The 19356-nt window shown below is 65.8% G+C and carries 16 protein-coding genes; 8 read left to right on the top strand and 8 right to left on the bottom strand.

Annotation, left to right across the window (positions count from 1 at the left end):
• Nucleotides 1-221 precede the first annotated feature (221 nt).
• From EWM63_RS10300 to EWM63_RS10280, 5 genes are all read left to right on the top strand, one after another.
• Nucleotides 222-809, top strand: a complete 588-nt coding sequence (locus EWM63_RS10300) for a TetR/AcrR family transcriptional regulator (protein ID WP_130190311.1) — start codon at nucleotides 222-224, stop codon at nucleotides 807-809.
• 63 nt (nucleotides 810-872) lie between these two features.
• Entirely contained in the window at nucleotides 873-2663 is a 1791-nt protein-coding gene (locus EWM63_RS10295; RefSeq protein WP_130186433.1) for an acyl-CoA dehydrogenase C-terminal domain-containing protein, read from the top strand.
• A gap of 18 nt (nucleotides 2664-2681) precedes the next feature.
• Nucleotides 2682-5081, top strand: a complete 2400-nt coding sequence (locus EWM63_RS10290) for a 3-hydroxyacyl-CoA dehydrogenase/enoyl-CoA hydratase family protein (RefSeq protein ID WP_130186432.1) — start codon at nucleotides 2682-2684, stop codon at nucleotides 5079-5081.
• Nucleotides 5082-5107: 26 nt separating this feature from the next.
• The gene (locus EWM63_RS10285) at nucleotides 5108-6304 is read left to right on the top strand and encodes an acetyl-CoA C-acyltransferase (RefSeq protein WP_130186431.1); all 1197 of its coding nucleotides are present in this window, start codon (nucleotides 5108-5110) and stop codon (nucleotides 6302-6304) included.
• A 96-nt stretch (nucleotides 6305-6400) separates the two neighbouring features.
• Nucleotides 6401-7180, top strand: coding sequence for an enoyl-CoA hydratase (locus EWM63_RS10280; protein WP_130186430.1), 780 nt, complete (start codon nucleotides 6401-6403; stop codon nucleotides 7178-7180).
• Nucleotides 7181-7264: 84 nt separating this feature from the next.
• On the opposite strand, the gene EWM63_RS10275 is transcribed toward EWM63_RS10280, so the two are convergent.
• Nucleotides 7265-7999: a PEP-CTERM sorting domain-containing protein gene (locus EWM63_RS10275; RefSeq protein WP_165390790.1), complete on the bottom strand. Its 735-nt coding sequence runs from the start codon at nucleotides 7997-7999 to the stop codon at nucleotides 7265-7267.
• A gap of 271 nt (nucleotides 8000-8270) precedes the next feature.
• Here EWM63_RS10275 and EWM63_RS10270 point away from each other — a divergent pair, with 271 nt between their 5' ends.
• Both EWM63_RS10270 and EWM63_RS10265 read left to right on the top strand, forming a co-directional pair.
• A complete protein-coding gene (locus tag EWM63_RS10270) occupies nucleotides 8271-8828 on the top strand; it encodes a sigma-70 family RNA polymerase sigma factor (RefSeq protein WP_130186428.1) in 558 nt (185 codons plus the stop codon).
• Nucleotides 8825-9535 (top strand): anti-sigma factor, encoded by a 711-nt coding sequence (locus EWM63_RS10265; RefSeq protein ID WP_130186427.1) that lies wholly within the window; start codon nucleotides 8825-8827, stop codon nucleotides 9533-9535. The genes EWM63_RS10270 and EWM63_RS10265 overlap by 4 nt, the downstream gene beginning before the upstream one ends.
• Nucleotides 9536-9646: 111 nt before the next feature.
• On the opposite strand, the gene EWM63_RS10260 is transcribed toward EWM63_RS10265, so the two are convergent.
• From EWM63_RS10260 to EWM63_RS10230, 7 genes are all read right to left on the bottom strand, one after another.
• Nucleotides 9647-11299, bottom strand: coding sequence for a DUF4394 domain-containing protein (locus EWM63_RS10260; RefSeq protein WP_130186426.1), 1653 nt, complete (start codon nucleotides 11297-11299; stop codon nucleotides 9647-9649).
• A 135-nt stretch (nucleotides 11300-11434) separates the two neighbouring features.
• Nucleotides 11435-11968: a DsbA family protein gene (locus EWM63_RS10255; RefSeq protein WP_130186425.1), complete on the bottom strand. Its 534-nt coding sequence runs from the start codon at nucleotides 11966-11968 to the stop codon at nucleotides 11435-11437.
• A 157-nt stretch (nucleotides 11969-12125) separates the two neighbouring features.
• On the bottom strand, nucleotides 12126-12782 hold the full coding sequence (locus EWM63_RS10250) for a DUF6928 family protein (RefSeq protein WP_130186424.1): 657 nt from the start codon (nucleotides 12780-12782) through the stop codon (nucleotides 12126-12128).
• Nucleotides 12779-13060 (bottom strand): formate dehydrogenase subunit delta, encoded by a 282-nt coding sequence (locus tag EWM63_RS10245; RefSeq protein WP_130186423.1) that lies wholly within the window; start codon nucleotides 13058-13060, stop codon nucleotides 12779-12781. Before EWM63_RS10245 ends, EWM63_RS10250 begins: the two co-directional genes overlap by 4 nt.
• Nucleotides 13057-15942: a formate dehydrogenase subunit alpha gene (gene fdhF, locus EWM63_RS10240; protein ID WP_130186422.1), complete on the bottom strand. Its 2886-nt coding sequence runs from the start codon at nucleotides 15940-15942 to the stop codon at nucleotides 13057-13059. The genes EWM63_RS10245 and fdhF overlap by 4 nt, the downstream gene beginning before the upstream one ends.
• A 10-nt stretch (nucleotides 15943-15952) precedes the next feature.
• Nucleotides 15953-17506, bottom strand: coding sequence for a formate dehydrogenase beta subunit (locus EWM63_RS10235; RefSeq protein WP_130186421.1), 1554 nt, complete (start codon nucleotides 17504-17506; stop codon nucleotides 15953-15955).
• Complete coding sequence (locus EWM63_RS10230; RefSeq protein ID WP_130186420.1) at nucleotides 17503-18072, bottom strand: NAD(P)H-dependent oxidoreductase subunit E; 570 nt, start codon at nucleotides 18070-18072, stop codon at nucleotides 17503-17505. The genes EWM63_RS10235 and EWM63_RS10230 overlap by 4 nt, the downstream gene beginning before the upstream one ends.
• Before the next feature lie 119 nt (nucleotides 18073-18191).
• Between EWM63_RS10230 and EWM63_RS10225 the strand changes: the two genes are divergently transcribed.
• Nucleotides 18192-19286 (top strand): substrate-binding domain-containing protein, encoded by a 1095-nt coding sequence (locus EWM63_RS10225; RefSeq protein WP_130186419.1) that lies wholly within the window; start codon nucleotides 18192-18194, stop codon nucleotides 19284-19286.
• The last annotated feature ends 70 nt before the right edge of the window (nucleotides 19287-19356 follow it).

The raw sequence follows: 19356 nt of genomic DNA, 5'->3' as shown, positions 1-19356 counted from the left end.
CATAAAAAAACCTGTCAACCCCCGCGCGCAACGCCGGGTACAAAATAGAACGCCACCTCTAACGATCCCGTTTGACATTTATCCAGCCCTGGATAATAGTACGAGCGTTCGTAATTTTTTTCACACGGAGCAAACCGGCCGGGGGAAAATCAAAGTTCCTTTCTCCCATGAAGCCGGATGCCAAAGTGAGCAATTTAGCCATCAATACCTCGACAAAATTCATGCGCAAGGGCGAAATGACCCGCGCCGCCATCCTGGACGTGGCGTTGGACCTTGCCAGCCGTGACGGGCTGGAAGGGCTGACCATCGGCCTGCTGGCGGACCGGATGAACATGAGTAAATCGGGCGTATTTGCCCACTTTGGCTCGCGTGAAGATTTACAGCTGGAAGTGTTGAAGCTTTACCACCGTCGCTTCGAACAGGAAGTGTTCTATCCCGCCATCAAGGAACCACGTGGCTTGCCACGCCTGCGCCTGATGTTCGCGCAGTGGGTCAAGCGGGTGTCGATCGAGATCGCGTCGGGCTGCATCTACATCAGCGGCGCCGTCGAGTATGACGATCGCCCCGGCCCGATCCGCGAAGCACTGGTGGCGATGGTGAGTGCATGGCAGGGCGCCCTGTTGCGGGCGGCCGAGCAGGCGATCGAATGCGGTCACCTGAAAGCGGGTACCGATGCGCAGCAGCTGGTGTACGAGATGTATGGCCTGATCCTGGCCGTGCACCACGATGCCCGTTTCCTGCGCATTCCCGGCGCCGTCGATCGCGCCACGGTGGGCTTCAACCGCCTGATCGAAAACTATCAGTCTTAAAACTGGCCGCATCCACAAGATGCGGCAACCAATCACACTTAGCCTTAGTCGCAGGAGATAAACATGGGTCAATACGTCGCGCCAATCCGGGATATGCAATTCGTTCTGCATGAGTTCCTGAAGGTGGAAGAGCAGCTCAAGGAACTGCCGGCCCACGCCGAGACCGATGCCGACATCATCAACGCGGTGCTGGAAGAAGGCGCGAAGTTCACGTCCGAAGTGCTGTTCCCGCTGAACCATTCCGGCGACCGCGAAGGCTGCCACCACGACGCACAGGCGAAAACCGTCACCACGCCGAAGGGCTACAAGGAAGCGTACAAGCAGTACGTGGAGGGTGGCTGGGCCGCGCTGGCATGCGATCCGGAATACGGCGGCCAGGGCCTGCCGGTGGTGCTGAACAATTCGTTCTACGAGATGCTGAACTCGTCGAACCAGGCATGGACGATGTACCCGGGCCTGTCGCACGGCGCCTACGAGTGCCTGAAGGAACACGGCACCGACGAGCAGAAGGCAACGTACCTGCCGAAACTGGTCTCGGGCGAATGGACCGGCACCATGTGCCTGACCGAACCGCACTGCGGCACCGACCTGGGCCTGCTGCGCACGAAGGCGCTGCCGAACGACGACGGTTCCTGGACCATCACCGGCAACAAGATCTTCATCTCGGCCGGCGAGCATGACATGTCCGAGAACATCCTGCACCTGGTGCTGGCCCGCGTGCCGGACGCACCGGAAGGCTCGAAAGGCATCTCGCTGTTCCTCGTCCCGAAATTCCTGCCGGACGGTAATGGCGGCATCGGCGAACGCAACCCGATCTTCTGCGGCGCCATCGAAGAAAAGATGGGCATCCACGGCAACTCCACCTGCCAGATGAACCTGGACGGCGCGAAAGGCTGGATCATCGGCCAGCCGAACAAGGGCCTGAACGCCATGTTCGTGTTCATGAACGCGGCCCGCCTGGGCGTGGGCATGCAGTCGCTGGGCCTGACCGAAGTGGCGTACCAGAACGCGCTGGTCTATGCAAAAGACCGCCTGCAGATGCGCTCCCTGTCGGGCGTGAAGGCGGCCGACAAGCCGGCCGACCCGATCATCGTGCATCCGGACGTGCGCCGCATGCTGCTGACGGCGAAAGCATTCGCCGAAGGCGCCCGCGCACTGACCAGCTATGTCGCGCTGCAGATCGACCGCGAACTGAACCACCCGGACGAGGAAGTGCGCAAGGAAGCCGCCGATGAAGTGGCCCTGCTGACCCCGATCGTGAAAGCCTTCATCACCGACAACGGCTGGATCGCCACCTCCGAAGCGATGCAGGTGTTCGGCGGCCACGGCTACATCGCCGAATGGGGCATGGAGCAGTACGTGCGCGACGCACGCATCAACATGATCTACGAAGGCACGAACACGATCCAGTCGCTCGACCTGCTGGGCCGCAAGATCCTGATGGACAACGGTTCGAAGCTGCGCAAGTTCGGCGAGAAGATCCGCGCGTTCGTCGAAGACAACGGCACCGATGAAGCGATGTCCGAATTCGTCACGCCGCTGGGCGACCTGGGCGAGAAAGTCACGAAGCTGACGATGGAAATCGGCATGAAGGCCTTCCAGAACCAGGATGAAGTGGGCGCCGCCGCCGTGCCTTACCTGCGCGTTGCCGGCCACCTGGTGTTCTCCTACTTCTTCGCGCAGATGGCCAAGATCGCGCTGGAAAAGCAGGATTCGGACGACAAGTTCTACAAGGCCAAGCTGGCGACCGCACGCTTCTACTTCGGCCGCCTGTACCCGGAAACCGCCATGCTGATCCGCCAGGCACGCTCGGGCGCATCGAACCTGATGGCGCTGGACGCCGACCTGTTCTAACAAATCAAGGAACAAGAAATGACGAACTTCAGTGTGAAAAAAGTCGCCGTGCTGGGCGCCGGCGTGATGGGCGCGCAAATCGCCGCCCACTGCGTGAACGCCAAGGTGCAGGTCGTGCTGTTCGATTTGCCTGGAAAAGAAGGCACGCCGAAAAACGGCATCGTGCTGCGCGCCATCGACAACCTGAAAAAGCTGTCGCCGGCACCGCTGGGCGACAAGGAAGACGCGTCGCTGATCCAGGTCGCGAACTATGAGGACAACCTGGACCAGCTGGCCGACTGCGACCTGATCATCGAAGCGATCGCCGAGCGCCTGGACTGGAAGCACGACCTGTACAAGAAGGTGGCCCCGCACATCGGCGCCAACGCGATCTTCGCATCGAACACGTCCGGCCTGCCGATCGAGCAGCTGGCGCAAGGCTTCGACGCGGACCTGAAGGCACGCTTCTGCGGCGTGCACTTCTTCAACCCGCCGCGCTACATGCACCTGGTGGAACTGATCCCGACCGAGGCGACCCGCCCGGAGATCCTGGACCAGCTGGAAACCTTCCTCACGTCCGCGCTGGGCAAGGGCGTGGTGCGCGCAAAGGATACGCCGAACTTCATCGCCAACCGCGTGGGCATCTTCGGCATGCTGGCCACGATCCATGAAGCCGAGAAGTTCGGCCTGTCCGTGGACGTCGTCGACGACCTGACCGGCGCGAAGCTGGGCCGCGCCAAGTCCGGCACGTTCCGCACCGCCGACGTGGTGGGCCTGGACACGATGGGCCACGTCATCAAGACGATGCAGGACAACCTGAAGGACGATCCGTTCTTCAGCGTGTACAAGACGCCGGACATCCTGGCCAAGCTGATCGAGAAGGGCGCGCTGGGCCAGAAGACGGGCGGCGGCTTCTACAAGAAGGTGGGCAAGGACATCCAGCGCCTGGACTTCGCCACCGGCGAATACGTGGCCGGCGGCGGCAAGGCTGCCGACATCATCGCCCGCATCCTGAAGGAAAAGGACCCGGTCAAGAAATTCAAGGCGCTGCGCGAATCGACCAACCCGCAAGGCCAGTTCCTGTGGGCGATCTTCCGCGACGCCTTCCACTACATCGCCTATCACCTGGACACGATCGCCGACAACGCGCGCGATGTGGACTTTGCCATGCGCTGGGGCTTCGGCTGGAAAGTGGGCCCGTTCGAAACGTGGCAGGCCGCCGGCTGGAAGCAGATCGCCGAATGGGTGAAGCAGGACATCGAAGAAGGCAAGGCGCTGACCGACGCACCGCTGCCGGCGTGGGTCTTCGACGAAAAAGTGGCCGAGAAGGGCGTGCACACGCCGGAAGGCTCGTACTCCGCCAAGTCGAACAGCTACGTGCCGCGTTCGAACCTGGCCGTCTATGAGCGCCAGGCATTCCGCGCACCGGTACTGGGCTCGGGCGACATCGACCCGTCGAAAGCCGGCACCACCGTGTTCGAAGACAACGACGTGCGCCTGTGGCATTCCGGCGACGACGTGCTGGTGATCTCGCTGAAGACCAAGATGCACGTGATCGGCCAGGGCGTCATCGACGGCCTGAAGCGCGGTCTGGCGGAAGCCGAGAAGAACTTCAAGGGCCTGGTAATCTGGGGCACGGATGCGGCCGAAGGCGGCGCGTTCTCCGCCGGCGCCGACCTGCAATCGGCCCTGCCTGCCTTCATGGCCGGCGGCCCGAAGGCGCTCGACCCGCTGATCCGCGACCTGCAGAACACCTTCATGGCCATGAAGTACTCGAACGTGCCGGTGGTGGCCGCTGTTGCGGGCCTGGCGCTGGGCGGGGGCTGCGAAATGGCGCTGCACGCATCGCGCCGCGTGGCATCGATCGAATCGTACATCGGCCTGGTCGAAGTGGGCGTGGGCCTGATCCCGGCCGGCGGCGGCCTGAAGGAAGCGGCCGTACGCGCCGCCAAGGAAGCCAAGGGCAACGACATCCTGCAATTCCTGAAGACGGGCTTCATGAACGCGGCCACCGCGAACGTGTCGAAATCCGCGCTGGAAGCCAAGGCGATGGGTTACCTGAAGGAAGACGACATCATCGTCTTCAACCCGTATGAACTGCTGCACGTGGCGAAGGTCACCGCGCGCTCGATGTTCGATTCCGGCTACCGCGCACCGCTGCAGCGTCCGGTCACGGTCACCGGCCGCTACGGCTGGGCCACGATCCGCGGCCAGCTGGTCAACATGCGCGACGGCGGCTTCATCTCCGCGCACGACTACAAGCTGGGCGACATGATCGCCGAGATCGTGTCCGGCGGCGATATCGACCAGGGCAGCGTGGTGTCCGAGCAGTGGCTGCTCGACATGGAGCGCAAGGCCTTCCTCGAACTGCTGAACAACCCGAAATCGCAGGAGCGGATCATGGGCATGCTGCAAACCGGCAAACCGGTTCGTAACTAACCCGCGGCTGACATCAAGGAAAAAACATGAGCAAACAACTGCAAGACGCATACATCGTCGCCGCGACCCGCACCCCGATCGGCAAGGCGCCGCGCGGCGTGTTCAACAAGACCCGCCCGGACGACCTGCTGGTGCACGCGATCCGCGGCGCCATGGCCGCCGTGCCGAACCTGGACCCGGCCCTGATCATCGACGCGATCATCGGCTGCTCGTTCCCGGAAGCGGAGCAGGGCTTCAACGTGGCCCGTAACGCCGTGGTGCTGGCCGGCCTGCCGAACACCGTGGGCGGCGTGACCGTCAACCGCTACTGCGCATCGGGCATCACCGCGCTGGCGATGGCGGCCGACCGTATCCGCGTCGGCGAAGCCGACGTGATGATCGCCGGCGGCGTGGAATCGATGTCGATGGTGCCGATGATGGGCCATCACCCGTCCATCAACATGGACACGTTCAAGGATGAAAACGTGGGCCTGGCCTACGGCATGGGCCTGACCGCCGAGAACGTGGCCAAGCAGTGGAAGATCTCCCGCGAAGACCAGGATGCGTTCGGCCTGGAATCGCACCGCCGCGCCATCGCCGCCCAGCAGGCCGGCCTGTTCAAGGACGAGATCACGCCGGTGGAAGCCATCACCCGCACGCCGGACCTGAAGACCGGCGAGATCAAGGTGGGCAAGCGCCTGGTCGAGAACGACGAAGGCCCGCGTGCCGACGCATCGATGGAATCGATGGGCAAGCTCAAGCCGGTGTTCGCCGCCAAGGGCTCCGTGACGGCGGCCACGTCGTCGCAGATGTCCGACGGCGCCGGCGCGCTGATCGTCGTCTCCGAAAGGATCCTGCGCGAGCACAACCTCACGCCGCTGGCCAAGTTCTCGTCGTTCGCCGTGCGCGGCGTGCCGCCGGAAATCATGGGCATCGGCCCGAAGGTGGCGATTCCCGCCGCGCTGGCCGCTGCCGGCATCACGCAGGACCAGCTGGACTGGATCGAACTGAATGAAGCGTTCGCGGCGCAAGCGCTGGCCGTGATCCGCGACCTGAATCTTGATACGAGCAAGGTAAATCCGATGGGTGGCGCGATCGCGCTGGGCCATCCGCTCGGCGCAACCGGTGCTATCCGCGCCGCGACCGTCGTGCACGCCCTGCGCCGCAACAACCTGAAGTACGGCATGGTCACGATGTGCGTGGGTGCCGGCATGGGTGCGGCGGGCATCATCGAGCGCGTGTAATCCACACGGCAGGCATGGATTGACAGGGGCGCCGCGGACACAATCCCGGCGCCCTTCATCATTGCGCCGCCCATATCACAACAAAGGAAAGAGACAATGGCAATCGAAGTCACCAAGGCAGACGGCATCCTCACGCTGGCATTCAACCGCATCGAGCGCAAGAACGCGATCACGTCGAGCATGTATCAAACGCTGGCCGATACGATCAACGCGGCCCAGGACGATACCGAAGTGCGCGCCATCCTCCTGGCCGGCCAGCCGGAAGTGTTCACGGCCGGGAACGACCTGGAAGACTTCATGAAGACCACGCGCGCCAACGATGGCGTGGCGTTCGGCGACCGCCCCGTGTTCCAGTTCATGCGCGCGCTGTCCGGTTCGGCCAAGCCGGTCGTCGCGGCCGTGAGCGGCCTGGCGATCGGCATCGGCACCACCTTGCTGATGCACTGCGACCTCGTGTACGCCGCCGACAGCGCGAAATTCTCCGTGCCGTTCACGCAGCTGGGCCTGTGCCCGGAATTCGGCTCGTCGCTGCTGATGCCGATGGCCGGTGGCCACGCGCGCGCCGCCGAGAAGCTGATGCTGGGCGAACCGTTCACCGCGCAGGAAGCCTATGACATGGGCATCGTGTCGAAGGTGCTGCCTGCCGCCGACGTGCTGGATCACGCCCGCGCGCAAGCGGCCAAGCTGGTGGCGCTGCCCGCCGCATCGATCCGCACGACGAAGCGGCTGATGACCGCGTCGCGCAAGGCGCAGCTGGAAGCGATCATCGCCGAGGAGAGCAAGTTGTTCTTCGAGATGCTGCAGGGTGCGGAAGCAAAGGAAGCCTTCACGGCCTTCTTTGAAAAGCGCAAGCCGGACTTCACGAAGTTCGCCTGAAGTTCAATTGAAGGTCAATTGAAGGTCAATTGAAGGTCACGCCGGCTTGGCGCGCACCCGCGCCGGCCGGCGGCTTTCCAGGTATTACCCCTTGCGGCGGCGCAGTGTTGCCAGTCCCGCCAGGCCCAGGCCGACCAGGGCCAGCGAGCCCGGTTCAGGCACCGGCACCGCGGTCTGGCCGAACAGGTTGCCAGTGCCGACGATATGCTCGATGCCGGTGGTGCCCGGATACGGTTGCGTGAAACTCGACGAGAATGCCACGTCCGCTCCGTCGACTTGCTGGTTCGTGTCGAAGTAGGCCCCGGCCACGCCGCCGGCGACATCGAGCTGGCCCAGGCCGCTGCCATTGGGCGGATTCAGCGCATTGAGGGTACCGAGCAGTGTCGTGCCATTGTAGGTATGGCCGGTGAGACTGAGCCAGAGTTCACCGATGCCGGTATTGCCCGCGTTCATCGTCAGCGGATCGCTGGGATTGATCGTCGAAGGGCCGTCATTGCGGTAGATGTTGATAAAACCGCCGGTGAACAGGTTGGTATTGCCAGCCGAACCGACCAGGTTGTAGCCGCCGTACACGATAGTCAGTTCGCACCCTGGACAGAACTGGTCTTGCGAATAGCCGTTCATCGTCGACACGATTCCGAAGCCGCTCACGCTGCCGTCCGGTGCCACGAACTGATGCAGCTGGACCGAGGATGAAGCGAAGTCCAGCGGATAGTCCGGATCCCACGTTACGCCACCGACGGTGATCGGCGCCGCCGCGGCACTGGCCGCCGCGATCGTCATGGCAGCGGCCACGACTATTTTTTTGAACTTGTGCATAGTTATTCCATTGTTGTTGAACAGGACACCCCGGGCCTGCACAACGCAAAACATGTGCCAATGCAATGAGAAAGTGCTAACAGATTGATCTTACTCAATAATTTAACAATGTAATTTTGGTGTGATTGTAACTTCATGGCGTCTTGTAAAATTATCCGACAGTTACTATCGGATGGATAGCCGCACCGGTGAGGCGCACTGGCCCGCCTCATCCATATATAATCGTCCACACCCGGGCCATGGTTCAGCCCCCACTTGACGACGGACTCCCGTGCCCATCGCACCCGACCAATTCGACTACGAAGCCGCACTGCACGCCTGTGCGCGCGGCGACCGGCAGGCGCTGCGCAGCCTGTACGACCATGAAGCGCCGCGGCTGCTGGGCGTGGCGCTGCGCATCGTGCGCGAACGGCAGGCTGCGGAAGACGTGGTGCACGATGCCTTCGTCAGCATCTGGACGAAAGCCGGCACGTTCGAAGCCGGGCGTGGCACCGGCCGCGGTTGGGTCTACAGCATCGTGCGGTACCAGGCGCTCGATGCGATCCGCGCCGGCACGCGCGAAGTGCTCGTCGATGACGAGGAAGCGCTGGACGCCATCGATACCGGAGCTGCCGTGCAGATCGCCGACGCCTTTGAACTGCGCCAGGACCTCGGCCGCCTGGAACATTGCCTTACCCAGCTCGATGCCGCGAAGCGCAACAGCATCCTGTATGCCTACGTGGACGGCTGCTCGCACAGCGAGATCGCCGAACGCCTCAAGTCGCCGCTGGGTACCGTCAAGGCCTGGATCAAGCGCGGCATGAGCGCGCTGCGGGAGTGCATGGTATGAGCCCGATCCGCGATCCCCACGAGCTGGCCGGCGAATACGTGCTGGGCACGCTCCCCGCCGCACGGCGCCATGAAGTCGAACAGGCGCTGCCGGATGATCCGGCACTGCGCGCCGCCGTCGAATACTGGGAACAAAGGCTGATGCCGCTGACGGCGCTTGCCGAGCCGGTCGAGCCTTCCGCCGCGCTGTGGGCGCGTATCGAGCGCAGTATTGCCCCCGCAGCGGCCCCGGCCCCCGCGCGGAACTTGCCGGCCAAGGCCCGCTGGTGGGACAAGGTCACGCTGTGGCGCGGCATGGCCGCGGGCGGCTTCGCGGCTGCCGCCATCATGGCGGTGGTGGTGGGCGTGCGGATGCAGGCGCCGGCGACGCCGGACTATATGGTGGTGCTGGCCACGCCGCAGAATGCCGCGCCGGGATGGGTGATCCGCGCCACCGGGCCGCAGACGATCCGCCTCGAACCGCTGGTGAAGACAGCCGTGCCGGCGCAGCGCGCGCTGCAGCTGTGGACCAAGGCCGATGGCTGGAAAGGCCCGGTCTCGCTGGGCCTCGTCACGCCGGGCCGGGCGGTCGACGTGCGGCTCGACAAGCTGCCGCCGTTGCAGCCGAACCAGCTGTTCGAGATCACGCTGGAACCGGAACAGGGTTCGCCGATCGGGCGCCCGACGGGCCCGATCCTCTACATCGGCCGCGCCGTCAAGGTCATGTAAGGTCAGCTTTGGCCGGTGTCCAGGATCGCCGTATCGTCCGATCCATACGCCTGGCCAGATCTGACCATCGGCCGCGCCGTCAAGATAATGCAGGCGCGGCCGGTCTCCCGCTTACTTGATCAGGATGGCGATGTCGCGCAAGCCTGGCACGCCATTGCCGATCACGGAGGTGGCCGGCGTGGCTGCGCCATTGACCGGCGTCGCGACGCCCGACATCAGGTCGACACGGTACAGCGTGCTCGGCCCCGTGGCGGACGTGCGCAGTGCCGCCAATACCAGACCGTTCCCGCCGCCGGCGATATCGAACCCGGCATCGCCCGCCACGTCCACGCCCAGCCGGCCCACGTCCACCAGCGTGCCGTCGTTCGGCGGCGTCTGCATCGCCAGCACGTCGGTGGTGCTGTCCAGGTCATACAGGATCGTCGTCGTCGTGCCCGCAATGCTGTTGTTGTACGCGGCAGCGGTGACCATGGCCGCGCCGCTGGCGCGGTTGATGGCACCGTCGGTCGTCGTTGCGCCGGTGTCCACATTGATGCGCAGGCTCTGGCCCATGTTGCCGATCACGCGCAGGCGGTCAGCCACCGGGTTGAAGTCGACGGCGAAGGCCGTGCCGGCGATCGCCGAGTAGGGCGCCGTCGTATCGGCCGCGTCGGCCATCAGCGTGGCTTTCGCAGTGGCGGCGCCGGTGGCTGGATCGATCGTCACGATGCGGGCGGCGGAGGTGATGCCGTACAGCATGCCATCCTTCGGCCGCACATCGATGCCCAGCAGTGTCTCGCCGGCGTTCAGGCCCGAGACCGTCACGGTGGCATCGATCGTGTTCGGGGTCGTGACCTTGAAGGCGACCAGGCGGTTGTCGTCGGTCAGGCCATGCACCATCGGCGCCATGGCCGGGCGCAGCGCGATGCCGCGGATGTCTTCGGTCCCGCCCACCGCGCCCACCAGCGTGGCCGGGTTCGCCGTGGCCGCCAGGTTGACGCTGTACAGGTTGCGGGCGCCGCCCACGGTCGCGATCATGTAGCCCATGTTCGTGCGCGCATCGATGTCGAAACCGTTGGCGCTGCCGGCATCCACGCCCAGTGCCACAGGTGTGGCCAGCGTGCCATTGTTCGGCGGGTTCTGGATGTACAGCGTGTCCGTGACGGTATCGAGGGCATACAGCGTGGTGGTGCCGGTGCCCGCGAAGGAATTCGTGTAGGCCGATGCGGTGACCTGCGTGGTGGCCGCGCCGCCATTGATGGCGCCATCGGTGGTGGTGGCGCCGGTATCGACGTTGATGCGCAGGCTCTGGCCCGTGCTGGAGACGATGCGCAGGCGGTCGGCGACCGGGTTGAAGTCCACGCCGAAATCGGTGCCGGCCAGCGCGGTGAACGGTGCCGTGGTGTCGGCGGCATCCGCCATCAGCATCGACTTCTGCGTGGCCACGCCGCTTTCCGTGTCGATCGTGTACAGCCGGCCGGTGGAGCCCACGCCATACAGCTTGCCGTCCGCCGGACGGTAATCGATGCCCAGCACGTTTTCGCCGCTCTGCAGGCCGGAGATCGTGGCCGTGGTGCGCACCGTGCCCGGCGTTTCGCGATTGAAGGAGATCAGTTTGTTGCTGGCGGTCAGGGCGAAGACGTCGCCCGGCACCACCGGCACACCCGGCGTGGGCGTGGGCATCGGCGTTCCGGTGTCGTGATTGCTGCCGCCACCGCCGCAAGCGGCCAGGGTCAGCGCGATCGAGGTGGCAAGGGCAAGCGTGGAAAGCTGGGGTCGGTTCATGATCGGTCCTCGGTAGTTGTAGGCTCAACAGCTGCCGGGATGGCAATGTTGTGCGTGTACTACGCGCGGGAAACCCGATTGGATGCAGCGGACCGAAAATATTTTTTCGATATCTGTCGTGCCGTGCTCAGGCCGCTAGGCCGCTCCCTCGGCCGCGATCGCCCGCAGTTCCGCCGTCAGTGTTTCCGCATCGTAAGGTCCGCTGTAGAGCCGCCCGTCGATGAAGAATGCCGGAGTGCCCTGCACGCCGCTGCGTTCGGCGCCGGCGATATCCTGGCGCACCTTCTCCGCATGGCGGCGGCTGCGCAGGTCGGCCGTGAAGCGCGCCATGTCGAGGCCGAGGCGGGTCGCCAGGGCGCTGACCAGGGCGGGACTGAGCTGGCGCTGGTTCTCGTACAACGCGTCGTGCATCGGCCAGAACCTGCCCTGTGCCGCGGCGGCTTCGGCCGCTTCGGCCGCCAGTTCCGCCATCGGGTGGAGCGCCGTCAGTGGCATGTGGCGGAAAACAAAGCGCAGCGTATCGCCAAGATCGGCACGGACCTGTTTCAGTTCCTCGTACGCCGCGCCGCAGTAAGGGCATTGGAAGTCGCCGTATTCGACGAGCGTGACGGGTGCGCCGGCAGGGCCGAGTGCGTGATCGTGGGCGGTGACGGCGATGGCAAGGCTCATGGTGTGCTCCCCTGGTGGATGATGGAAGCCATTTTCCGCCGCGGCCAAGCATGCCGGCCCGCCCCGCATGGGTCATCGGCGCCCGGTCGTCGGATCCGCCGGAAACCCTGCCATCCGGCCAGCCTTGCCGGGAGCGCCCGTCGGGCGACGTGCTCCGTCAGGCCGCCGGGCGCCGACGGTAATGACTCAGCGTGGGCCCGGTTCCGGCCAGCCGGTCGATGCTGTCGCCGAACATCCGGGCGGAAGCGGCAAGCACCAGCGCTTCGCCAGCCGCCGGCCGGTCCAGCAAGGCGGGCGTGACATGTGCCAGCACCGGGATTTCCTCGGCCAGCGGCGGGCCATGGTCGGCGAACAGGCCATCTTCGCCGGACCCGGCGACGGTGCGGATGCGCCGGCTTTCCCGGTACGTGCTGAAGCCCCACAGGTTCGCCGCGCAGTGCAGCGCCATCGCCATCACTTCGCCACCCGGGTACAGGGCGAGCAGCGTCTCCCGGAAACCGCCGCGCAGGCTGCCGTTGACGCGCGACCATGCGTTGCCGTGGATGAGCGCTCCCGCCAGGTCCGCGTGGCAGGCCAGCACGCCGCCGGGATAGGCGCCGACGAATAGCGCGTCATCGCCCGGATACAGCGCCTGCCACAGCGAGACTTCCCCGGCATGCTGGTACCCGTCCGCGGCGAGTTCGCTCACGATGCGGGCCGCGCGATCCACGTCGTTGCCGGCGGGCTCCGCGAAGCTGCCCGGCCGGTCCGTCGCGCACACGATCGACAATTCCCAGCGCATCGCGCCTGCCGGCCCATGCATCGCCGTGTTCATCCCGCGTCGCCGCCGGTATCCGCGTCTTCCGGCACCGACGTATTCACGGCCGGCGCATCATGCCCGGCGCGGTGCGCCGCGAGGGCGCCCAGCACGATGGCGTCGAGGCCTTCGCCACGTGCCGTATCCATGTGCAGGTAAAGCCGGCTGCGCATGCGCGGCGCCCAGTAGCGCTGGATGTGCTGGGCGATGCCCGTCTGGGCTTCCTCGCGGTCGGGGAAGGAAGCATAGAAACTGCCGATCTGGTTGGCCATCGTGACCAGGTTGTCGATGTTCATCCGCGCACCTCCAGCAGGGAATCGTCCGCCCCGTCCGTGACCAGCCCCGGATCGGCCAGCCCCAGCTGCGCCGTATTGAAGCGCCGGTACTCGCGCTGCCATTCGGAAGGCTGCTGCACCGGCATCACCTGCACGGCGGTCACCTTGTATTCGGGGCAGTTGGTGGCCCAGTCGGAGTTCTCGGTCGTGATCACGTTGGCGCCCGATTCGGGGAAGTGGAACGTGGTGTAGACCACGCCCGGCTGCATGCGCTCCGTCACCAGCGCGCGCAGCACCGTCTCGCCGGCGCGGCTCTGGATGCCCACCCAGTCGTCGTCCCGGATGCCGCGCTCCTGCGCATCGTGCGGATGGATTTCCAGCCGGTCTTCCGCATGCCACTGCACGTTCTCGGTGCGGCGCGTCTGCGCGCCGACGTTGTATTGCGACAGGATGCGCCCGGTGGTCAGGATCAGCGGATACTTGCGCGTGACCTTTTCGGTGGTGGCCACGTATTGCGTGATGATGAAGCGGCCCTTGCCGCGCACGAACGCTTCCACGTGCATCGTTGGCGTGCCTTCCGGCGCCGCGTCGTTGCACGGCCACTGGATGCTGCCCAGCTCATCGAGCCGACGATAACTGACGCCGGCGAACGTGGGCGTCAGCCGCGCGATCTCGTCCATGATCTCCGAAGGGTGGCGGTAATTCATCGGATAGCCCAGCCGGTTCGACAGCGCCATCGTCGCTTCCCAGTCCGCCAGGCCGGCGCGCGGCGGCATCACCTTGCGCACGCGCGAGATGCGCCGCTCGGCATTGGTGAACGTGCCATCCTTTTCCAGGAACGAGGAGCCGGGCAGCAGCACGTGCGCGTATTTTGCCGTCTCGTTCAGGAAGATGTCCTGGACCACGATGCACTCCATGGCCGACAGCGCCGCCGTCACGTGCTGCGTGTTCGGATCGGACTGCACGATGTCCTCGCCCTGGCAATACAGGCCCAGGAAGCTGCCATCGAGGGCCGCATCGAACATGTTCGGAATACGCAGGCCCGGCTCGTCCTGCAGGGGCACGCCCCAGGCCTGTTCGAACAGGCCCCGCACGGTGCTGTCGGAAACGTGGCGATAGCCGGGCAATTCGTGGGGGAAGGAGCCGATGTCGCACGAGCCCTGCACATTGTTCTGGCCGCGCAGCGGATTGACGCCCACGCCTTCGCGGCCCACGTTCCCCGTGGCCATGGCCAGGTTGGCGATGGCCATCACGGCCGTCGATCCCTGCGCATGTTCCGTCACGCCCAGGCCATAGTAGATCGCCGCGTTGCCGCCGGTGGCATACAGCCGTGCCGCCGCGCGCAGTTCCGCAGGAGGCACGCCCGTCACGCTTTCCGTCTCTTCCGGCGAATTGGCCGGCTGGGCCACGAAGTCGCGCCACTGCAGGAAGGCACGGTCCTCGCAACGTTCTTCGATGAACGCGTCGGCCAGCAAGCCCTCGGTGACGATCACGTGGGCCAGCGCGGACAGCACGGCCACGTTAGTGCCCGGCCGCAGTTGCAGGTGGTAATCGGCGCGCACGTGCGGCGACTTGATCAGGTCGATGCGGCGCGGGTCGATGACGATCAGGCGCGCGCCCTGGCGCAGCCGCCGCTTCATCCGCGAGCCGAACACCGGATGCCCGTCCGTGGGGTTGGCGCCGATCACGAGCACCACATCGGTATGCTCGATCGACTTGAAGCTCTGCGTGCCGGCCGATTCGCCCAGCGTCTGCTTCAGGCCATAGCCGGTGGGCGAATGGCAAACCCGTGCGCAGGTGTCCACGTTGTTGTTGCCGAACGCGGCACGCACCAGCTTCTGCACCAGGTAGCCTTCCTCGTTCGTGCAGCGCGACGACACGATGCCGCCGATCGCATCGCGGCCGTGTTTCGCCTGGATGCGGCGGAATTCCGATGCCGCGTAATCGAGCGCTTCGTCCCACGACACTTCGCGCCACGGGTCGGTGATCTTCGCGCGGATCATCGGCTTCGTGATGCGGTCCTTGTGCGTGGCATAGCCCCATGCGAAGCGGCCCTTCACGCACGCATGGCCTTCGTTGGCCTTGCCGTCCTTCGCCGGCACCATGCGCACCACCTCGTTGCCCTTCATTTCCGCGTTCAGCGAGCAACCCACGCCGCAATAGGCGCAAGTGGTCGTGATGCTGTGTTCCGCCTGGCCCAGCCAGATCACCGACTTTTCCGTCAGCGTCGCCGTCGGGCAGGCCTCCACGCAGGCGCCGCACGACACGCACTCCGACTCCATGAACGCTTCGCTCTGGCCGGCCGACACGCGCGATTCGAAGCCGCGGCCCGAGATCGTCAGCGCGAACGTGCCCTGGGTTTCCTCGCAGGCGCGCACGCAGCGGTTGCACACGATGCACTTCGACGAGTCGAACGTGAAGTAGGGATTCGACTCGTCCTTCTTCAGCTTCAGGTGGTTGTCGCCCTCGTAGCCGTAGCGCACCTCGCGCAGGCCCGTCACGCCCGCCATGTCCTGCAGTTCGCAGGCGCCGTTGGCCGGGCAGGTGAGGCAGTCGAGCGGGTGGTCGGAGATGTACAGTTCCATCACGCCCTTGCGCAGCTGCTGCAGCTTGGCGGACTGGGTGCGCACGACCATGCCTTCCTCGGCCGGCGTGGTGCACGAGGCGGGATAGCCGCGGCGGCCGTCGATCTCCACAAGACACAGCCGGCAGGAGCCGAACGGTTCCAGGCTGTCGGTGGCGCACAGCTTGGGGATATTGATGCCGGACAGCGCGGCCGCGCGCATCACCGACGTGCCTGCGGGCACGGTCACGCGTTCGCCGTCGATCTGCAGCGTGACATAGTCGGTGATCACGGCCGGTGGCGGGGTGCCCAGGTCGCGGGCAAGGATGGTTTCGATCATCGTGTTCTCCTCAGGCGGCGTGTTGCGAAGTGTCGGCCTGGCCGAAATCTTCCGGGAAGTGGTTCAGGGCCGACAGCACGGGGTAGGGCGTCATGCCGCCCATCGCGCACAGCGAACCATTGAGCATCGTGTCGCACAGGTCGCGCAGCAGCACTACATGTTGCGTGCGCTGCGTGCCTTCGCGGATCTTGTCGATCACCTCCACGCCTCGCGTCGAGCCAATGCGGCACGGCGTGCATTTTCCGCACGACTCGATGGCGCAGAATTCCATCGCGTAACGTGCCAGCTTCGCCATGTCTGCGCGGTCGTCGTGCACCACGATGCCGCCATGGCCCAGAACCGCCCACAGCCCCGCGAAGGCTTCGTAGTCGAGCGGCGTGTCCCATTGCGACTCGGGCAGGTAGGCGCCCAGCGGCCCGCCCACCTGCACGGCCTTGATGGGGCGGCCCGACGCGCTGCCGCCGCCGTAGTCGTACAGGATCTCGCGCAGCGTGACGCCGAAGGCCAGTTCGATCAGGCCCCCGTGCCTGATGTTCCCGGCCAGCTGTACGGGCAGGGTGCCGCGCGAGCGGCCCATGCCGTAGTCCTGGTAGTAGGCGGCACCCTTGTCCAGGATGATGGGCACGGTGGCCAGCGACAGCACGTTGTTGATCACGGTGGGCTTGCCGAACAGCCCCGCCAGCGCGGGCAGCGGCGGCTTGGCGCGCACGATGCCGCGCTTGCCCTCCACGCTTTCCAGCAGCGCCGTCTCCTCGCCGCAGATATACGCACCGGCGCCCTTGCGTACCTCGAGCTCGAATGCGCGGCCGGAGCCCAGCACGTTCGTGCCCAGGTAGCCGTGATGACGCGCCAGCGCGATGGCGGTTTCCAGCCGGGCGATCGCGTGCGGGTATTCGCTGCGCACGTAGATGTAGCCACGCGCGGCGCCGACGGCGATGCCGGCGATCGTCATGCCCTCGACCAGCACGAAGGGATCGCTTTCCATGATGATGCGGTCGGCGAACGTGCCGGAATCGCCTTCATCCGCATTGCAGACGATGTACTTTTCGCTGCCGGGCGCCTTGAGCACGGTGTTCCACTTGATCCCCGTGGGGAAGGCGGCGCCGCCGCGGCCCCGCAGGCCCGATGCGGTCACTTCCGCCACGATGGCCGCCGGTGCCATGTCGAGCGCCTTGCGCAGGCCGCGATAGCCATCGTGGGCGATATAGTCCGCCAGCGAGCGGGGTTCGGTAATGCCGACGCGGGCGAACGTGAGCCGCTGCTGGCGCGCCAGGTAGGGAATCTCCGCCACGAGGCCGAGGGCGAGCGGATGGCCTGGCGACCAGGCGGCGTCGAACAGCGCCGGCACGTCCGCCGCTTCCACCGGTCCGAAACCGAACCGGCCGGCCGGGGTTTCCACTTCCACCAGCGTTTCAAGCCACAACAGGCCACGCGTGCCGTTGCGCAGCACGCGAATGTCGAGACCGCGTTGCAGCGCCTCGGCGGCGATGGCCGCGGCAACCTCGTCGGCGCCAACCGCCAGCGCCGCGGAATCGCAGGGCACGTAAATTTGCATCGTCGTCATACGGTCACCTCCACGCTGCTTGCCTGCATTGCGCTGGTTCGTGCATCGTCTGCCAGCACGCCGGCGATGAGCGCATCGAAGCGCGCCGGGCTCACGCGTGCGAACACGGCCTCGTTGATGGTCAGCGCCGGCGCGCTGGCGCACTGCCCCAGGCAATACACCGGCTCCAGGCCGAACGCGCCGTCAGCAGTGTGCCCATGCAGGCCACAGCCCAGCGCAGCCTGCGCATGCTCCAGCAACTGGTCCGCCCCCATGCTCTGGCACGCCTCCGCGCGGCACACCTGGATCACGCAGCGGGGCGGCGGCTCGCTGCGGAAGTAATGGTAGAAGGTGATCACGCCATGCACTTCCGCGAGTGACAGGTTGAAATGCCGGGCGATCTCCGGCACGCGTTCCGGCGGAATGTAGCCAGCACCCTCCTGCAGGCCGTGCAGCACGGGCAGCAGCTGGTCCTGGCGGTCGCCGAGGCGGGCGAACAGGTCGGCCAGGATACCGTCGATAGCCGCGAGGGCGGCAGCGGCGACGACGGGGGAAACTGCGGCGGGGGAAACTGTGGCGGTGGGCATGGCGTCTCCTTGGTGAATGCACCCGCTTATGTTCCGGGTTGCATATGCGACACAGGTTTTATCGTGTAAATTCAGACTATCACCCTATAAACGCGGCTTCAATAGGAAGGATTTTGCATATGCTCAGCGTGGAAATTAAACCCGACTGGTTCCTGCGCGATGCCAGGGGAAACGCTACCGCGCTGCCCGCGCTGCTGTCCTTGCTGGCCGCCGTCAGCGAAACGGGCAGCATCAGCAAGGCGGCGGTGCAGGGCCGCATGTCGTACCGCCATGCCTGGGGCCTGCTGCAGCAGTTCAGCGAACAGTTCGGCGCTGAACTCGTGCACAAGGTGCGCGGGCAGGGTACCGTGCTGACCCCGCTGGCCGAGAAGCTGATGTGGGCGGACCGCCGCATCAATGCGCGGCTCTCGCCGCTCCTCGACAGCCTGGCGTCCGAGCTGCAGCAGGAACTGGTGCGCGTGCTGGCCGCCGATGCGCAAGGCGTGCGGCTGACGGCGTCGCACGGCTTTGCCGTAGCGGCGCTGGTGGCGCAGCTGCGCAACGAGGGCGTGACCGTGGACATCAACTACCGCAGCAGCACCGAGGCGGTGGCGGCCCTGGCGCGGGGCGAATGCGACCTGGCCGGCTTCCACCTGCCGGTGGGGCGGTTCGAGGAGGCGGCCGCGGCGAGCTACCGGCCCTGGCTGAACGAGGAACGCCATGCCTTCCTGCACCTGGCCTACCGCGAACTGGGCCTGTTCGTGGCGCGCGGCAATCCAAAGGGCGTGACCGGGCTGGCCGACCTGGCGCGGCGCGACCTGCGCTTCGTCAACCGGCAGCAGGGTTCGGGCACCCGCGTGCTGCTCGAGCTGCTGCTGGCGGAGCAGGGCATCGACCCGGCGGCCATCGTCGGCCACGACAGCGCCGAATTCACGCACGCGGCGGTGGCGGCCTACGTGGCCAGCGGCATGGCGGACATCAGTTTTGGCGTGGAGACGGCGGCGCGCCGCTTCGGCCTCGAATTCATACCCGTCTGCCGTGAACGGTATTTCCTCGCCTGCGACAGGGCGGCACTCGACCAGCCCCTGCTTGCCGCGGTTGCCGCGGCGATGACCCACGACCGGTTTCGCGCCGCGCTGGCCGACCTGCCGGGCTACGATGGCGCACTGGCGGGCAGCCGGGCCGACCTGGCCACGCTGTTTTTGGCTGGCCAGACTCTATCTGGTCAAACTTAACCGCGGTCAATGATCGGGCGCGGGCGGGGCCGTTATGATGGGTTGCATCTGACACAGCACAACTGTTTGC

Origin of the sequence: Pseudoduganella lutea (assembly GCF_004209755.1) — a bacterium.
GTDB classification, from domain to species: Bacteria; Pseudomonadota; Gammaproteobacteria; order Burkholderiales; family Burkholderiaceae_D; genus Rugamonas; species Rugamonas lutea.
This window is presented reverse-complemented; position numbering and strand designations above follow the sequence as displayed.

Excerpts from the sequence above, each read along its gene's own strand:
- EWM63_RS10225 (WP_130186419.1), top strand. The coding sequence starts at position 18,192 with ATGCTCAGCGTGGAAATTAAACCCGACTGGTTCCTGCGCGATGCCAGG.
- EWM63_RS10285 (WP_130186431.1), top strand. The coding sequence starts at position 5,108 with ATGAGCAAACAACTGCAAGACGCATACATCGTCGCCGCGACCCGCACC.
- EWM63_RS10275 (WP_165390790.1), bottom strand. The coding sequence starts at position 7,999 with ATGCACAAGTTCAAAAAAATAGTCGTGGCCGCTGCCATGACGATCGCG.
- EWM63_RS10255 (WP_130186425.1), bottom strand. The coding sequence starts at position 11,968 with ATGAGCCTTGCCATCGCCGTCACCGCCCACGATCACGCACTCGGCCCT.
- EWM63_RS10300 (WP_130190311.1), top strand. The coding sequence starts at position 222 with ATGCGCAAGGGCGAAATGACCCGCGCCGCCATCCTGGACGTGGCGTTG.
- EWM63_RS10295 (WP_130186433.1), top strand. The coding sequence starts at position 873 with ATGGGTCAATACGTCGCGCCAATCCGGGATATGCAATTCGTTCTGCAT.
- EWM63_RS10290 (WP_130186432.1), top strand. The coding sequence starts at position 2,682 with ATGACGAACTTCAGTGTGAAAAAAGTCGCCGTGCTGGGCGCCGGCGTG.
- EWM63_RS10235 (WP_130186421.1), bottom strand. The coding sequence starts at position 17,506 with ATGACGACGATGCAAATTTACGTGCCCTGCGATTCCGCGGCGCTGGCG.
- EWM63_RS10260 (WP_130186426.1), bottom strand. The coding sequence starts at position 11,299 with ATGAACCGACCCCAGCTTTCCACGCTTGCCCTTGCCACCTCGATCGCG.
- EWM63_RS10245 (WP_130186423.1), bottom strand. The coding sequence starts at position 13,060 with ATGAACATCGACAACCTGGTCACGATGGCCAACCAGATCGGCAGTTTC.
- fdhF (WP_130186422.1), bottom strand. The coding sequence starts at position 15,942 with ATGATCGAAACCATCCTTGCCCGCGACCTGGGCACCCCGCCACCGGCC.
- EWM63_RS10265 (WP_130186427.1), top strand. The coding sequence starts at position 8,825 with ATGAGCCCGATCCGCGATCCCCACGAGCTGGCCGGCGAATACGTGCTG.
- EWM63_RS10250 (WP_130186424.1), bottom strand. The coding sequence starts at position 12,782 with ATGAACACGGCGATGCATGGGCCGGCAGGCGCGATGCGCTGGGAATTG.
- EWM63_RS10230 (WP_130186420.1), bottom strand. The coding sequence starts at position 18,072 with ATGCCCACCGCCACAGTTTCCCCCGCCGCAGTTTCCCCCGTCGTCGCC.
- EWM63_RS10280 (WP_130186430.1), top strand. The coding sequence starts at position 6,401 with ATGGCAATCGAAGTCACCAAGGCAGACGGCATCCTCACGCTGGCATTC.